The sequence below is a fragment of the Streptomyces sp. NPDC001056 genome, from assembly GCF_053598955.1.
Genome location: NZ_JBSFLI010000023.1, coordinates 52,775 through 66,164, shown reverse-complemented (window position 1 = coordinate 66,164; position 13,390 = coordinate 52,775). Strand labels below are relative to the sequence as shown.

The window sequence follows — 13,390 nt, the reverse complement described above, 5'->3', positions numbered from 1 at the left end:
AACGTGGCACGGGCAGTCTCTGCGAGTCCCGACTTGTGCCGTCACGGTCCCGTGATCCAGCAGCGAACCCGCACGCCTGAGGCGGTAATTGACTGGGTGCCCCTTGGGTTCCGGCGAGTTGCCCTTTGAGATTCCGGGAACCCGTCGGCTTCTCGGCTCCGGCGGATACAACGCCGAGCTGCTCGCCCACGTCGTCGGACCGACCGGCCGGGTCGTCACGGTGGACATCGACCCGTACGTGGTGCACCGCACACGGCGGCTGTGCGCGGAGGCCGGCAGCGGTCGGGTCACCGCCATCCTCGGCGACGGCGGTCTTGGCGCGCCGGGACACGTCCCCGCCCGCGGCTTCGACGGGGTGGTGATCACACACAACGCGTCGGACATCGCCCCGGCCTGGCGCGAGCAACTCCGTGACGGAGCGCGGCTGGTGGTGCCGCTGGAGATGGGCGGCTACACCCGCTCTCTCACCCTGGTCCGGCGCGGCGACGTGCTGCACTGCGAGCACTGGACGTACTGCGGATTCGTACGGGACCGCGGCGCCGCCGCCCGCACCACTCCCACCGTTCGCCTGACCGACGGCGAGGTCACCGTGCGATGGGAAGACGGGGAGCCCGGTGACATCACCGGGCTCCAGGAGGCGCTGCACGGGCCCCGGCACGAACTCACCACCGGCCTGGTGGTGCGAGGCACCTTCAATTTCGAGACCCTGCAGACCTACGCCGCGACCACCCTGCCCGGCTTCTGCCGCCTGACCGCCAGAGAAGGATCCGCGCTGGTGGCGCAGCAAGACGCGGCCGCGCTGTTGGCGGGTGGCTCCCTCGCCTACCTGACCTACCGCAAGGTCAAGGACGCCCCGGACCCGGCCGACCGTCTCACCGAGTTCTTCATCCACGCCTACGGCCCGGCAGCCGACGAACTGGCGCAGCGCTTCGCCGACTGCGTGCGCGCCTGGGACCAGGAAGTGCGCGAGAGCGGGTACCCACCGATGACCGTCCACCCCGCCGGCACCCCGGATGAGCAGCTGCCGGCAGGGGACGTACTCGACAAACCCTCCGCACGGCTTGTCTTCCAGTGGCCCGGCCGCGTTCCCGACGAGACGCAGTCCCTGCTCATGACGGGCGGACAGCGTGCCTGACGACGATGAACTGATCCGCGCTCAGGCGGAGGCCGACGCCGGGCGGGGCGGTCCTCCGGCTATCGCGGTGAGCCGCTGCTGAGGGCCTTGGTCATGGCCCGGTTGATTCGCGGGTCGCGTCCGGCGACGTAGGAGGGGCAGGGCAGGTAACCGGTGCGGTGGTAGAGGGCCAGGGCGGCGGTGTTGCGCCGTCCGGTCTCCAGCATGATGCGGGTGGCCCCGCGGCTGGCGGCGTGTTGTTCGAGGTGTACGAGGAGGTGCCGACCGATTCCGTGGCCGCGGGCGTCACCGGAGACGTACATCCGCTTGATCTCCGCAGTGTGCTCGTCAAGCAGGCGTACGCCTCCGCACCCGACCGCCTTTTCGCCGACGTGGGCGATGAGAAAGAGGCCGGCGGGCGGATCGAAGTCTGCCTCGGGGGTGGTGTCCGGGTCGTCGGCGAAGCCGTACAGGCCGAGCTGCTCGATATGGAGGGCCTGGGTCAGGCGCCGGGCGTCCGGGTGGTCGTAGGGCGCGGCTGTCACGGATGGCGTCCGGCGTGACGAGGCCGGGTCGTTGGGGGCGGTGGGGACCTGACCCGGTGACGTTGGGATGTCCTCTCCTTCCTCCTGGGAGCTGCCGTTCGTCCTGCCGCCCAACGCGCCCTCCAGCGTCAGATCAACGGCTTTCCGTCTCGCGGCGATTGTCCCCTTCTCCCGTGGGCGGCGGAACCACGCCCGGCGGCCTGCCTCCGGGACGCCGAGCAGGGTACGGGACGGAGCAGTTGGCCAGGGCGGCTGGGCGGACAGCGTCTTCTCCGAAACTGTGACGGGCGCGGTCTGCCGCGGCTTCTGCTGCCCGCGCGCGCTCGTCGGCGGGATCGAACAGGAGCTGCTGGTGGGCCTCGCCGCGGGAACTGAGCTGATTCGCGCTCAGGGTGTAGGCGCGGACCCGCGCGCGCTGCAGTCCCAGCGAGGCGAGCGCGCCGAAAGCGGTGACGGCCAGGGCGGGAGAGTGGGCGGTGGGTTCGGGCAGGGAGCGGGTACACCATCGCCGTCCTGGTCCGCGTCATGGAGCAGGCAGTCCGCGACGGCATCATCAAGGTCAACCCCGCCCGGGTGACCGGCTGGCAGAAGCTCTACAAGCAGGCCGAGGACGAACTCCTCGACCCGCGGGCGCTGGCCCTGCCCAACTGGGAGACCCTCATTGCGCTGGCCGACGCGCTCGTTGCCGCCTCCCACGACCAGTACCGCGGCTGGGGAGACGTGGTCATCTTCGCCGCATGCACTGCCGCACGGATCGGCGAGGTCTCAGGCTGCCGTGTCGGGGACATCGACACCAACCAGTGGATCTGGACCGTGCGGCGCCAGACCACACCCGCGCCCGGCGGGCTGACCGACAAGGGGACCAAGGGCAAGCGGGCCCGCAAGGTTCCCATCGTCGAGGAGATCCGCCCCCTCGTCGCCCAGCGCATCCTGTCCGCCGGCCCGAATCCCGATGCCCGCCTGTTCACCGGCCCGCACGGCGGACGCATCTCCACCGCCGTCCTGCGCGACGCCACACACTGGGACAACGTGGTCACCAAGCTCGGCTATGAGCATCTGCGCCGACACGACCTCCGGCACACCGGACTGACCTGGTTCGCCGACGCCGGAGTCCAGGTACACGTCCTCCGCAGGATCGCCGGCCACGGCTCCCTGACCACCACTCAGCGATACCTGCACCCCGACGTACACAAGATCACGGCGGCCGGGGCGGCGCTCTCCGCACACCTGAGCGTGCTGCGCGCACCACGCTCACTGCCGAGCCCGATCGTCGTGACCCGCTGACCTCGGTCAAGGGCGCCGGTCCCCATCTGGTCCCCAAGAATGATCAAGGGCCGGTTTCGGATGCCTCCGAAACCGGCCCTGACCTGCGACTGTCTCCAGTCGGGACGACAGGATTTGAACCTGCGACCCCTTGACCCCCAGTCAAGTGCGCTACCAAGCTGCGCCACGTCCCGTTGCGCTGACTCGCGGTGAACCGCGTGATCGCGCGAAGAGAACTTTACCGCATGTACGGGGGTGCGCAGAAAAGGGCTCGGGGCGGGGCGGGGGAGAATCGGCGGTATGACGAGTGCGGGCGGAGTGGGGGGACGGGACCGGGACGCGGAGGGGCGGGCGCGGAGCGCGCGGCCGCGGGACGGGCTCGGACGGCCGTTGCCGTACGGCGCGGAGGGCGTGCCGCGGCAGCCGGAGGGCGTCGTACGAACGCCTGAGGAGACGGTCGCCGAGGCTCAGTCATTGCTGGACGCGGGCCGGCCGTTCCACGCCCACGAGGTGTTCGAGGACGCCTGGAAGTCGGGGCCCGAGGACGAGCGCGCCCTGTGGCGGGGGCTGGCGCAGTTGTCGGTGGGTCTCACCCACGCGGCCCGGGGGAACGCGGTCGGCGGGGCACGGCTGCTGCGCCGCGGCGCGGGCGCGGTCGAGGGCTGGGAACGGGAGAGGGGCGAGGACCGCCCGTACGGGATGGATCTCGCCGGTGTCGTCCGGTGGGCGCGGGAGCTGGCCGGGCGGGTGGAGGCCGGGAGCGGCCCTGTTGACGCCGCGACCGAGTCACCCCGACTCGGGCCCTGACGCGCGCGTCCGTGGCGCCGCCGCCCCCGTGCTCGATCCCCGTACCACCCACCCCACGCCTACGCGAACCCCCTGCTGTCGCTGTCCGTGCGGAGGCGGTGGACCCGTTGTCAGTGGCATGCGGCAGACTCGGTGGCGTGCGAAAGATTCATGTCATCGGTATCGGCGCGGGCGACCCCGAGCAGCTGACGCTCCAGGCGGTCAGGATGCTGCGCGGCACGGACGTGTTCTTCCTGCTCGACAAGGGCGAGGCGAAGAGCGATCTCACACAGCTGCGCCGGGACATATTGGACGCGCACCTGCCCGACGGGTCGTACCGGGTGGTCGAGGCCCGGGATCCGGAGCGGGACCGCAAGGCGGGCGGTTCGGCGTACTCGCCCGCCGTCGGGGACTGGCGCAGCGCCCGCGCCGGTATCTATGCGCGGATGATCGCCGAGGAGATGGGCGACGACGAGACCGGCGCGTTCCTGGTGTGGGGCGATCCGGCGCTGTACGACAGCACGCTCGGCATCCTGGACGAGGTGCTGGCGCGGGGCGAGGTCGCGTTCGAGTACGACGTGGTGCCCGGGGTCAGCAGTGTCTCCGCGCTGGTCGCCCGCCATCGCACCGGCCTGAACCGGGTCGCCCGCCCCGTGCAGATCACCACCGGGCGGCGGCTCGCCGAGGGCTTCCCGGAGGGGGTGGACGACGTGGTCGTGATGCTCGACGCCCACCAGGCCTTCCGGCGCTACGCGGACGAGGACATGGACATCTACTGGGGCGCCTACATAGGCACTCCGGACGAGATCCTCGTCTCCGGGCCGCTCGCCGAGGCCGCGCCGGAGATCGAGCGGGTGCGAGCGGAGGCCCGGGAGCGCAAGGGGTGGATCATGGACACGTATCTGCTGCGGAGGAATCCCGGCGAGCGGTAGCCCGGTTCAGCCGGCTACCTCCGGAGTGAGGGCCAGCCGACGCAGTACGGCGTCCACGTCGGGTACGGCCGTCACCCCCGCGGGCAGCGCCGGCCGCCGTACGACGACCACGGGCAGCCCGAGTTCCCGCGCCGCCGTGAGTTTCGCCGTCGTGGCCTCGCCCCCGCTGTCCTTGGTGACCAGGACGTCGATGCGGTGCGCCCGCAGCAGCTCGCGTTCGCCGGCGACGGTGAACGGGCCACGCGCGAGGACGATCCCGGTGTGCGGGGGCAGTGGCGGGTCCGGCCGTTCCACCGACCGCACCAGGAAGTACCGGTCCGTCAGGTGCGCGAAGGCGGCAAGGCCCAGGCGCCCGGTGGTCAGGAACACCCGCTCGCCCAGGCCGGGCAGCGCCTCGGCGGCCGCGGCCAGGGACGGGACGTCGTGCCAGTGGTCGCCGGGGAGCGACCGCCAGCCGGGGCGGCGCAGCACGACCGCCGGTACCCCGGTGGCCGCCGCCGCGCGCGCCGCGTGCGCGGTGATCGACTCGGCGAACGGGTGGGTGGCGTCGACCAGCGCGTCCACCTGGTGCGCCCGCAGCCACTCCGCCAGCCCCTCCGCTCCCCCGAAGCCACCGATCCGCAGCTCCCCCGCCACCGCCTCCGGCCGGGAGGTGCGGCCGGCCAGCGAGGTGGTCACCCGGACGCCCGAGGGGTGCGCGGCCAGACCGGCGGCGAGGCGGCGCGCCTCGGCCGTGCCGCCGAGGACGAGGACATGCCGTCGCGGGGGCCGTGGGGAGGGAGAAGGCATGGAGGTGAGCGTACGACAGGCGGCGGGGCGGAGGAACGCGTCCCCGGCGGTGTCCTCCCGGCAGAGCGAGCGGGCGCCTTCTCAGGAGAGTCAACGGCTGGGCGACCGGGGATGGTTCCCGCCGCGGATGTGACATCCCGCCCGGCCGGACACCCTGCCGCGGCACGCCGTACCCGCCTCATACTCCAGGGTCTGCGACGAACCCGCGGCCGGAGGAGAACGGTGAACACAGCGGCGGCGGAAGGTACTTGGCGGCTCGGGGACCTGGAGGTGAACCGTGTCGGCTACGGCGCGATGCGGCTGACGGGCAACGGCATGCGGGGGAACTCCGACGGCACGCCGATCGACCGCGCCGCCGCCGTCGGCCTGCTGCACAGCGCGTTCGAGCAGGGGGTCGACCACATCGACACGGCCGCCTTCTACTTCTCGCCCCTGCGGTCCGCGAACGAGCTCGTCAACCGCGCGCTGTCCGCCTGGCGCGGCGACGTGGTCGTGGCGACCAAGGTCGGACCGGGGCGCGAGCCCTCCGGTGAGTGGCTCACCATGGCCCGCCCCGACCAGCTGCGCGGCCAGGTCGAGGAGAACCTGCGCCAGCTCGGCCGGGACCACCTGGACGTGGTGAACCTGCGCCGCAACGGACCCGACACGGCCTCGGTCGCCGAGCACTTCGGCGCCCTGGCCGAGCTGCGCCGGGCGGGCCTGATCCGGCACCTCGGACTCTCGAACGTCCGCCCCGAGCACGTGACCGAGGCCCTGGCGATCGCGCCCGTGGTCTGCGTGCAGAACTCCTACGCGCTGGACTGGCGCCGCGCCGACGAGACCGGGCTGGTGGACCTGTGCCCGGAACTGGGCATCGCCTTCGTCCCGTTCTTCGCCATCTCCGGCCTGCGGCGTGAGGCGTCCGCGGACCGGCGGCACGACGCCCGCGTCCGCTCCGTCGCCCGCGCCCATGGGGCGACGCCGGCCCAGGTACGGCTCGCCTGGACCCTCCGTCGCGGGCCGCATGTGCCGGCCATCCCCGGCACCCGCGACCCGGCCCACCTCGCGGAGAACATCGCGGCCGGGGCCCTGCGGCTGTCCGCGGAGGAACTGGCCCTCCTCGACACGCCGGCCGAGGACGCCGCGGGGAGCTAGCCCAGCAGGAGTTGCAGACCGCCCACCACCGTCGCCGCGATCACCAGCCGTTCGAACAGCCGCTGGTTGATGCGGGGTACGGCCCAGCGGCCGAGGAACGCGCCCGGGACGACGAAGAGCACGAGGGCGGCGTCGAGGAGGAGGGAGCGGGTGCCGATCAGGCCGAGGGCGGCGCTGAAGGGGAGCTTGGAGACGTTGACGATGAGGAAGAAGAAGGCGGAGGTGCCGAGGAAGCCCAGTTTGCGGAAGCCCGCGGAGAGGAGATACAGGGACATCACCGGGCCGCCCGCGTTGGCGACCATCGTGGTGAAGCCGCCGAGCACGCCGTAGGAACGGGCCCTCAGGCGGCCCGAGGGGGTCGTCACCGCGTCCGGCGCGTCGTCCGCGCCCTCCTTCTCGCGGTGCCGGCGCCACAGGGTGACACCGGTCATCAGCAGCAGGATCGCGCCGATGGAGGTCCGTACGATCCCGTCGTCGGCCCACATCAGGAACAGCGTGCCGGCCACCACGCCGGCCGCGACCGCCGGGAACAGCCGCCACAGGGTGGGCCAGTGGGCGTGCCGCCGGTAGGTGAGGACGGCGAGCACATCGCCGGCGATCAGGATGGGCAGCAGGACGCCGGTGGAGGCGCGGGCGGGCAGGACCGCCGCGAAGACGGCGAGGCTGACCGTGTTGGCGCCGCTCACCGCGGTCTTGGAGAAGCCCACGAGCAGGGCCGCGAGGGCGAGAGCGGCGAACTCCCAGCCGGTCATGTGCCAGAGCGTCATCATGTTCATGCGGAGACCGATGCTAGGGCGCGGGCATCGGCTCCGCGAACGAACCCCCGGCCGTCAGCCCGTGTACCGCGCCCGCAGCTCCCGCTTGAGGACCTTCATGCTCGGCCCGAGCGGCAGTTCCGCGGCGAACTCCACGCGCCGCGGGTACTTGTGGCGGCCGAGGTGCTCCTTGGACCACTCGATCAGCTCGGCGGCCTCGGGGGCACCGCCCTCGGCGGCTACGACGATCGCGCAGACCTCCTCACCGTGCAGCTCGTCGGGCAGGCCGATGACGGCGACCTGGGTGATGGCGGGGTGCCGTACCAGGATCTCCTCGACCTCGCGCGGATAGACGTTGTAGCCACCGCGGATGATGACGTCCTTCTTGCGGTCGACGATCCTGAGGAAGCCCTGCTCGTCCTTGGTGCCGAGGTCGCCGGTGCGGAACCAGCCGTCGACCAGGGCCTCGGCGGTGGCCTCCGGGCGGCCGAGGTAGCCGGAGAACACGTTGTGGCCGCGGATGACGACCTCGCCCAGCTCGCCGGGCGGCAGCAGTTCGACACGGTCCTCCACCTCGGCGCGCGCGATCTCCGCGTCGACGCCCCACAGCGGGTGCCCGATGGTGCCGGCCCTGGTGCCGAAGGCCGGCTGGTTGACGGTGGCCGTCGGGGAGGTCTCCGACAGCCCGTACCCCTCGTAGACCCGGGCGCCGAACGCGGCCTCGAACCGCTCCAGCACGGCGACCGGCAGCGAGGCCCCGCCGGAGATGCACACGCGCAGTTCGGGCAGCACATCGGCGTCCGCCGCGGCCGCCGCGAGGGCGACGAACATGGTGGGCACGCCGTGGAAGGTGTTGACGCCCTCCTTCACCATCAGCTCGATCGCGCGGGCCGCGTCGAAGCGGGGCAGCAGCACCAGCGTGGCGCCCGCCCGCCAGGTGGAGTTGAGCGAGACGGTCTGCCCGAAGGCGTGGAAGAGGGGCAACGCGCCGAGGGCGACGTCGTCGGGGCGGACGTCGTTGGCGTCGAAGGCGCAGACGGTCGCGTTCATCACCAGGTTGAAGTGGCTGAGCACGGCGCCCTTGGGGACGCCGGTGGTGCCGCTGGTGTAGAGGATCACGGCCGGATCGTCGGCGGACCGGGTGGCGTACGTCGGCAGCGGCTCGGCCTCGGCGGCGAGCCGGTCGAACTCCCCGCCCAGGGTGACCACGGGGACGCCGAGCGCGTCGGCGGCGGCCCGTCCGGTCTCGGCCTGCGCGGGGTGGACGAGGAGCAGCGTGGCGCCGCTGTCCCTGAGCACATGCTCGATCTCGCCCGCGGACAGCAGCAGATGGACGGGGACGACGACACCGCCGGCCGCGGCGACGGCGTAGTAGGCGAGGGGGAACTCCGTGGTGTTCGGAGCCATGAGGGCGACCCGGTCGCCCGGTCGTACGCCGAGGCCGGTGAGCGCGCCCGCCTGGGCCAGGGCGGCCTGCCATGCCTCGCCGAAGCTCAGCCGCCGTTCTCCTTCCACGAGTGCGGTGCGGGCGGGCCGGCGCCTGGCGTTCTCGGCCAGGATGGCGGCGACGGACAGGGTTGCCATGGAGTGCGGCTCCGTTTCCTTGCTGCGGCTCGGGGTGCGAACCGGTCGTACTGTCGTTCCCTCGGGGGTCTTTCCCTCAGAGGCCGGTCCTTCGGAGACCGTTCCCCGGGAAATCGTTCCCGGGGAACGGTCCCTGGAGATCGATCCCCGGAGATCGGTCTCCGGGGGAATCCCTCGTCGGATGGTTGCTAGTGCCTCTCGACCAGCACCGCGCTGCCCTGGCCCACGCCCACGCACATGGTGGCGAGCCCGCGCTCGGCGCCCGTGCGGCGCATGCGGTGCAGCAGGGTGGTGAGGATGCGGGCGCCCGAGGAGCCGAGAGGGTGACCGAGGGCGAGGGCGCCGCCGGTGGGGTTGACCAGGCCGGGGTCGATGCCGAGCTGGTCGACGCAGGCGAGGACCTGTGCGGCGAACGCCTCGTTGAACTCGGCCTCCTGGAGGTCGCCGATCTCCCAGCCGGCCCGCGCGAGCGCCTTGCGGGTGGCGGGCACCGGCCCGATGCCCATGACGTCGGGGTGGACGCCCGCGGAGGCACCGGCGACATACCGGCCGAGGGACTCCAGGCCCAGTTCGCCGAGCGCCTCCTCGCTGACCAGCAGCAGCCCCGCGGCGCCGTCGTTCATCGGCGAGGTGTTGCCCGCGGTGACCGTGCCGCCCGCGCGGTAGACCGGCTTGAGGCGGGCCAGCTTCTCCAGCGAGGTGTCCTCGCGGATGCACTCGTCCTGCCGGACCACGATGCCGTCGGGGCGCTCGATGGGAAGGATCTCGTCGTCGAAGACGCCGTCCTTGCGGGCGGCGGCGGCGAGCTGGTGGCTGCGCAGCGCGAACTCGTCCTGCCGCTCGCGGGTGATGCCGTGGCGCGTGGCGACCTCCTCGGCGGTCTCGCCCATGGCGAGCACTCCGTGCAGGTCCTTCATCGCGGGGTTGGTCAGGCGCCAGCCCAGCCGGGTGTCGAAGGTCTCCATGCGGTGCGGCAGGGCCTCGTCGGGGCGGGGCAGCACGAAGGGGGCCCGGCTCATGGACTCGGAGCCGCCGGCGATCACGATGTCGGCCTCGCCCGAGGCGATGGCACGGGCAGCGGTGGTGACGGCTTCGAGGCCGGAGGCGCACAGCCGGTTGACGGTGGCGCCGGGCACGGACTCGGGCAGTCCGGCGAGCAGGGCGGCCATCCGGGCGACGTTGCGGTTGTCCTCGCCCGCCTGGTTGGCGGCGCCCCAGTAGACGTCGTCGATCCTGGCGGGGTCGAGCGTGGGCACCTCGGCGACCAGTCGGCGGATCACGGCCGCCGCGAGGTCGTCGGGCCGGACGGACGAGAGGGCGCCACGCAGCTTGCCGATGGGGGTGCGGCGGGCAGCCGCGAAGTGGACGGGACGCACGGCTTCGACTCCTGACCTACGACGGTGTGGATCAGCGGACCGGGACAGCAGTTAATTAGCACTGCTAGTTTTCGACTATAGACCCCGGGGCGGCCCCCTGGGAAGATCCTCCGGGACCGTACCGAGGCAGTTGGAGGAGAGATGCCCCACGTTCGCACGCACGTCCTCGACGGCACCCGCGGCGACATCGCCGTCCGCGAGTGGCCCCATCCCGCGCCCCGCTTCCTCGCCCTGCTGGTGCACGGGTACGGCGAGCACGCGGGCCGGTACGACGGGCTCGCCGCCGTGCTCACCGGGCACGGGGCCGCCGTGTACGCGCCCGACCATATGGGTCACGGCCGGTCGGCGGGCGAGCGGGTGCTGATCGAGGACTTCGAGGACGTGGTCGCCGATGTGCGCTCCGCGGCCGATCTCGCCCGCGCCGCGCACCCGGGGCTGCCGCTGGTCCTGGCCGGCCACTCCATGGGCGGGCTGATCGCGGCCCGCTACGCCCAGCTCCACCGCCCGGAACTCGGCGCGCTGATCCTTTCCGGGCCGGTGATCGGCGCCTGGGAGCTGCCGGGCCGGCTGCTGGCCCTGCCGGAGATCCCGGACACCCCGATCAGCCCGTCCGCGCTCTCCCGCGATCCCGCGGTGGGCGCCGCGTACGCCGCCGATCCGCTGGTGTGGCACGGCCCGATGAAGCGGGCCACGCTCAAGGCGTTCGCGCGGACCCTGGACGCCGTCGCCGAGGGCGGCGACGTGGGGGATCTGCCCGTGCTGTGGCTGCACGGGGACGACGACCGGCTGGTGCCGTTGGCCGGCAGCCGGCCGGGCGTCGAGCGGCTCGGCGGCGACCTCACCGAGCGGATCTTCCCCGGGGCGCGGCACGAGGTGTTCCACGAGACGGTGAAGGACGAGGCGTTCGCGGAGGTGACGCGCTTCCTGGACCGGGTGCTGCCCCGCTGAGCAGGGCCGTTTGCCTCCCCCGACGCGGGGCACCCGCCTTTTCGGACGAGATCCGCCGAGGTCGTACGAACCGAGGGCGGCCGTATGGAGCCGATGACGACCGCACGGACCCGATGAGGGTCGTACGGAAGCCGTTGAAAGCCCTACGACGCCGCCGCGAGGCGTACGACCGCGTCGGATACGACGCTGACGAAAGGGGACGCACGCACCATGACCGTGGTGAAGAGCACGCTGCCCGAGAGGGCCCTCGGTGTCACCGGGACCGCGCTCCAGGACACCCTGGTGGACCTGCTGGGCCTGTCGCTGATCGGGAAGCAGGCGCACTGGAACGTCGTCGGTCCCAGGTTCCGCTCGATCCACCTCCAGCTCGACGAGGTGGTGGCGACGGCCCGCGCCCACTCCGACACGGTCGCCGAGCGTGCCGCCGCGCTGGGCGTGCCTCCGGACGGCCGGCCCGAGACGATCGCGGCGACCTTCGCGCTGCCCGGGGCCAAGGACGGCTGGCTGCGGGACACCGAGGTGGTCGAGCTGATGGTCTCGGCCCTGGAGGCGGCCGTCGGACGGCTGCGCGAGCGGATCGCCGCCACGGACGAGCCCGATCCGGTGACCCAGGACCTGCTGATCGCGATCACCGCGGACCTGGAGAAGGAGCGCTGGATGTTCGCGGCGGAGAACCGGACGCACTGAGACCGACCCCGTCGGGAACGACCCGCAGGGAACGACTCGTAGGGAACGACCCGCAGGGAAAGGGGAGTCCCATGGCCGACGCCCTGGAGACCGAGGCGCTGTGGGAGGACTTCCACCGCGTGGTGAACATGACCTCGGCGGAACTCGCGGCCTGGCTCAGGGTCCGCGACGCCGCGGAGAACACGGAGCCGCTGCCCGACGAGGCGGGCAGCGCGACCGGGCGGCATGTCCTCGCGATCCTCCAGAAGCGCCGCACCGACCTCACCGACGACGACGTCCGCGTGATGTACGAGGTCGTCGACACCGTCGGTGACCTGGTGGACCTGGAGGACGAGCCGGAGCCGGAACGGGCGCCGCAGGACACCCGGCGACGGCACCGGCTGATGACGCTGGGCCACGATCCGCTCAAGGCCCAGCGGCGCGGCAGCAGGGAGCGGCAGCCATGAAACGGGACGAACGCGTCGTACGGGAGCTGGTGTCCGCGTACGGGCGGACGTACGCCGAGGAGGCGGGCATCCGGCTCGCGGACACCCCGCAGCCGCTGTACCGGCTGCTGGTGCTGTCACTGCTGCTCAGCGCCCGGATCCGGGCCTCCGTGGCGGTGGCGGCCGCCCGGGCCCTGCACGAGGACCGGCTGGACAGTCCGCGCCGGATGGCCGACGCGGACCGGCAGCGGCGGGTCGACGCGCTGGGCCGGGGTGGCTACCGGCGCTACGACGAGCGGACCGCGACCCGACTCGGCGACGGCGCCGAGCTGTTGAGCGAGCGCTGGGGCGGCGACCTGCGTCGGCTGCACGAGGAGGCGGGCGGCGACACCGGGGAGTTGAAGCGGCTGCTCCAGGAGGAGCCGGGGATCGGGCCGACCGGCGCCGACATCTTCCTGCGCGAGGCGCAGCGCGTATGGCCGGACGTCGGACCCTATCTGGGCGGCAAGGCCCTCGACGGCGCCGAGCGGCTCGGGCTGCCGAAGGACGCCCAGAAGCTGACGAAGCTGGCGAAGAACACCGAACCGGCCGTGCTGGCCGCCGCGTTGGTGCGGGCGGCGCTCGACAGGGCCGTGGCCGAGGACTGCCTCCAGCGCGCCGCGTGATCATGCCGGACCACTGTCCGCGACAACGGGGACACGGAAGCCACACGGCCCGATCCGTGGCCTGCTCACCACCGTGACCGCGGCCCGATCCGTGGCCTGCTCACCACCGTGACCGCGGCCCGATCCGTGGCCTGCTCACCACCGTGACCGCGGCTCGGCCCGGGCCGCTTCCCGAAAAGCCGGTCGCGGTCCCAGGGCGTCTACGCGGGCTCTGGCGGAGAGGGCAGGATTCGAACCTGCGCGGGCCCCCGAGGGGGCCCGACCATGAGACGAGCTCGCTGGTCCCCGATCAACCACTCCGGGCACCTCTCCCTGTTCCCGACGTCCGGTCTCCCGTGCCGGTCACAGGAACAACCGTGCCAGGCACCGCTGACCGGACCCTGACGT

13 protein-coding genes, 1 tRNA gene and 2 pseudogenes are annotated in these 13,390 nt (G+C 72.6%); 9 read left to right on the top strand and 7 right to left on the bottom strand.

Going from position 1 to position 13,390, the window contains the following annotated elements:
• Positions 1 to 118 precede the first annotated feature (118 nt).
• Complete coding sequence (locus ACWDD7_RS25400; protein ID WP_450459042.1) at positions 119 to 1,135, top strand: hypothetical protein; 1,017 nt, start codon at positions 119 to 121, stop codon at positions 1,133 to 1,135.
• 59 nt (positions 1,136 to 1,194) lie between these two features.
• Here ACWDD7_RS25400 and ACWDD7_RS25395 read toward each other — a convergent pair whose 3' ends face one another.
• Entirely contained in the window at positions 1,195 to 1,659 is a 465-nt protein-coding gene (locus tag ACWDD7_RS25395) for a GNAT family N-acetyltransferase (protein WP_450459041.1), read from the bottom strand.
• A gap of 501 nt (positions 1,660 to 2,160) precedes the next feature.
• On the opposite strand from ACWDD7_RS25395, the pseudogene ACWDD7_RS25390 reads away from it, so the two are divergent.
• Positions 2,161 to 2,943: pseudogene (locus tag ACWDD7_RS25390) on the top strand (tyrosine-type recombinase/integrase); the annotation flags it as partial.
• 99 nt (positions 2,944 to 3,042) lie between these two features.
• On the opposite strand, the gene ACWDD7_RS25385 reads toward ACWDD7_RS25390, so the two are convergent.
• Positions 3,043 to 3,116 (bottom strand) — tRNA-Pro (locus ACWDD7_RS25385).
• A 106-nt stretch (positions 3,117 to 3,222) separates the two neighbouring features.
• On the opposite strand from ACWDD7_RS25385, the gene ACWDD7_RS25380 reads away from it, so the two are divergent.
• Positions 3,223 to 3,729: a DUF309 domain-containing protein gene (locus ACWDD7_RS25380; RefSeq protein WP_351868598.1), complete on the top strand. Its 507-nt coding sequence runs from the start codon at positions 3,223 to 3,225 to the stop codon at positions 3,727 to 3,729.
• Positions 3,730 to 3,866: 137 nt separating this feature from the next.
• Positions 3,867 to 4,640, top strand: a complete 774-nt coding sequence (cobF, locus tag ACWDD7_RS25375) for a precorrin-6A synthase (deacetylating) (protein ID WP_450459040.1) — start codon at positions 3,867 to 3,869, stop codon at positions 4,638 to 4,640.
• A 6-nt stretch (positions 4,641 to 4,646) separates the two neighbouring features.
• Here cobF and ACWDD7_RS25370 read toward each other — a convergent pair whose 3' ends face one another.
• Positions 4,647 to 5,429, bottom strand: a complete 783-nt coding sequence (locus tag ACWDD7_RS25370) for a cobalt-precorrin-6A reductase (protein ID WP_450459039.1) — start codon at positions 5,427 to 5,429, stop codon at positions 4,647 to 4,649.
• A gap of 222 nt (positions 5,430 to 5,651) precedes the next feature.
• Here ACWDD7_RS25370 and ACWDD7_RS25365 point away from each other — a divergent pair, with 222 nt between their 5' ends.
• Entirely contained in the window at positions 5,652 to 6,563 is a 912-nt protein-coding gene (locus ACWDD7_RS25365) for an aldo/keto reductase (RefSeq protein WP_450459038.1), read from the top strand.
• Here the strand turns inward: ACWDD7_RS25365 and ACWDD7_RS25360 are convergent.
• The 3 genes from ACWDD7_RS25360 to ACWDD7_RS25350 all read right to left on the bottom strand — a co-directional run bounded on the left by ACWDD7_RS25360 (position 6,560) and on the right by ACWDD7_RS25350 (position 10,278).
• Positions 6,560 to 7,339, bottom strand: a complete 780-nt coding sequence (locus ACWDD7_RS25360) for a sulfite exporter TauE/SafE family protein (RefSeq protein WP_351868607.1) — start codon at positions 7,337 to 7,339, stop codon at positions 6,560 to 6,562. The genes ACWDD7_RS25365 and ACWDD7_RS25360 overlap by 4 nt on opposite strands.
• A 54-nt stretch (positions 7,340 to 7,393) precedes the next feature.
• Entirely contained in the window at positions 7,394 to 8,902 is a 1,509-nt protein-coding gene (locus tag ACWDD7_RS25355; protein WP_450459037.1) for a long-chain-fatty-acid--CoA ligase, read from the bottom strand.
• Positions 8,903 to 9,090: 188 nt separating this feature from the next.
• The gene (locus ACWDD7_RS25350) at positions 9,091 to 10,278 is read right to left on the bottom strand and encodes a thiolase family protein (RefSeq protein ID WP_351868613.1); all 1,188 of its coding nucleotides are present in this window, start codon (positions 10,276 to 10,278) and stop codon (positions 9,091 to 9,093) included.
• 141 nt (positions 10,279 to 10,419) lie between these two features.
• On the opposite strand from ACWDD7_RS25350, the gene ACWDD7_RS25345 reads away from it, so the two are divergent.
• The 4 genes from ACWDD7_RS25345 to ACWDD7_RS25330 all read left to right on the top strand — a co-directional run bounded on the left by ACWDD7_RS25345 (position 10,420) and on the right by ACWDD7_RS25330 (position 13,003).
• On the top strand, positions 10,420 to 11,226 hold the full coding sequence (locus ACWDD7_RS25345) for an alpha/beta hydrolase (protein ID WP_450459036.1): 807 nt from the start codon (positions 10,420 to 10,422) through the stop codon (positions 11,224 to 11,226).
• A gap of 210 nt (positions 11,227 to 11,436) precedes the next feature.
• A complete protein-coding gene (locus tag ACWDD7_RS25340) occupies positions 11,437 to 11,913 on the top strand; it encodes a Dps family protein (protein ID WP_351868619.1) in 477 nt (158 codons plus the stop codon).
• 71 nt (positions 11,914 to 11,984) lie between these two features.
• Positions 11,985 to 12,359, top strand: a complete 375-nt coding sequence (locus ACWDD7_RS25335; RefSeq protein ID WP_450459035.1) for a DUF3140 domain-containing protein — start codon at positions 11,985 to 11,987, stop codon at positions 12,357 to 12,359.
• Positions 12,356 to 13,003, top strand: coding sequence for an endonuclease (locus tag ACWDD7_RS25330; protein ID WP_450459034.1), 648 nt, complete (start codon positions 12,356 to 12,358; stop codon positions 13,001 to 13,003). The genes ACWDD7_RS25335 and ACWDD7_RS25330 overlap by 4 nt, the downstream gene beginning before the upstream one ends.
• A 212-nt stretch (positions 13,004 to 13,215) precedes the next feature.
• Here ACWDD7_RS25330 and ACWDD7_RS25325 read toward each other — a convergent pair.
• Positions 13,216 to 13,315 (bottom strand): annotated as a pseudogene (locus ACWDD7_RS25325).
• Positions 13,316 to 13,390: the final 75 nt, after the last annotated feature.

Excerpts from the sequence above, each read along its gene's own strand:
- ACWDD7_RS25380 (WP_351868598.1), top strand. The coding sequence starts at position 3,223 with ATGACGAGTGCGGGCGGAGTGGGGGGACGGGACCGGGACGCGGAGGGG.
- ACWDD7_RS25370 (WP_450459039.1), bottom strand. The coding sequence starts at position 5,429 with ATGCCTTCTCCCTCCCCACGGCCCCCGCGACGGCATGTCCTCGTCCTC.
- ACWDD7_RS25360 (WP_351868607.1), bottom strand. The coding sequence starts at position 7,339 with ATGAACATGATGACGCTCTGGCACATGACCGGCTGGGAGTTCGCCGCT.
- ACWDD7_RS25355 (WP_450459037.1), bottom strand. The coding sequence starts at position 8,902 with ATGGCAACCCTGTCCGTCGCCGCCATCCTGGCCGAGAACGCCAGGCGC.
- ACWDD7_RS25345 (WP_450459036.1), top strand. The coding sequence starts at position 10,420 with ATGCCCCACGTTCGCACGCACGTCCTCGACGGCACCCGCGGCGACATC.
- ACWDD7_RS25340 (WP_351868619.1), top strand. The coding sequence starts at position 11,437 with ATGACCGTGGTGAAGAGCACGCTGCCCGAGAGGGCCCTCGGTGTCACC.
- ACWDD7_RS25335 (WP_450459035.1), top strand. The coding sequence starts at position 11,985 with ATGGCCGACGCCCTGGAGACCGAGGCGCTGTGGGAGGACTTCCACCGC.
- ACWDD7_RS25330 (WP_450459034.1), top strand. The coding sequence starts at position 12,356 with ATGAAACGGGACGAACGCGTCGTACGGGAGCTGGTGTCCGCGTACGGG.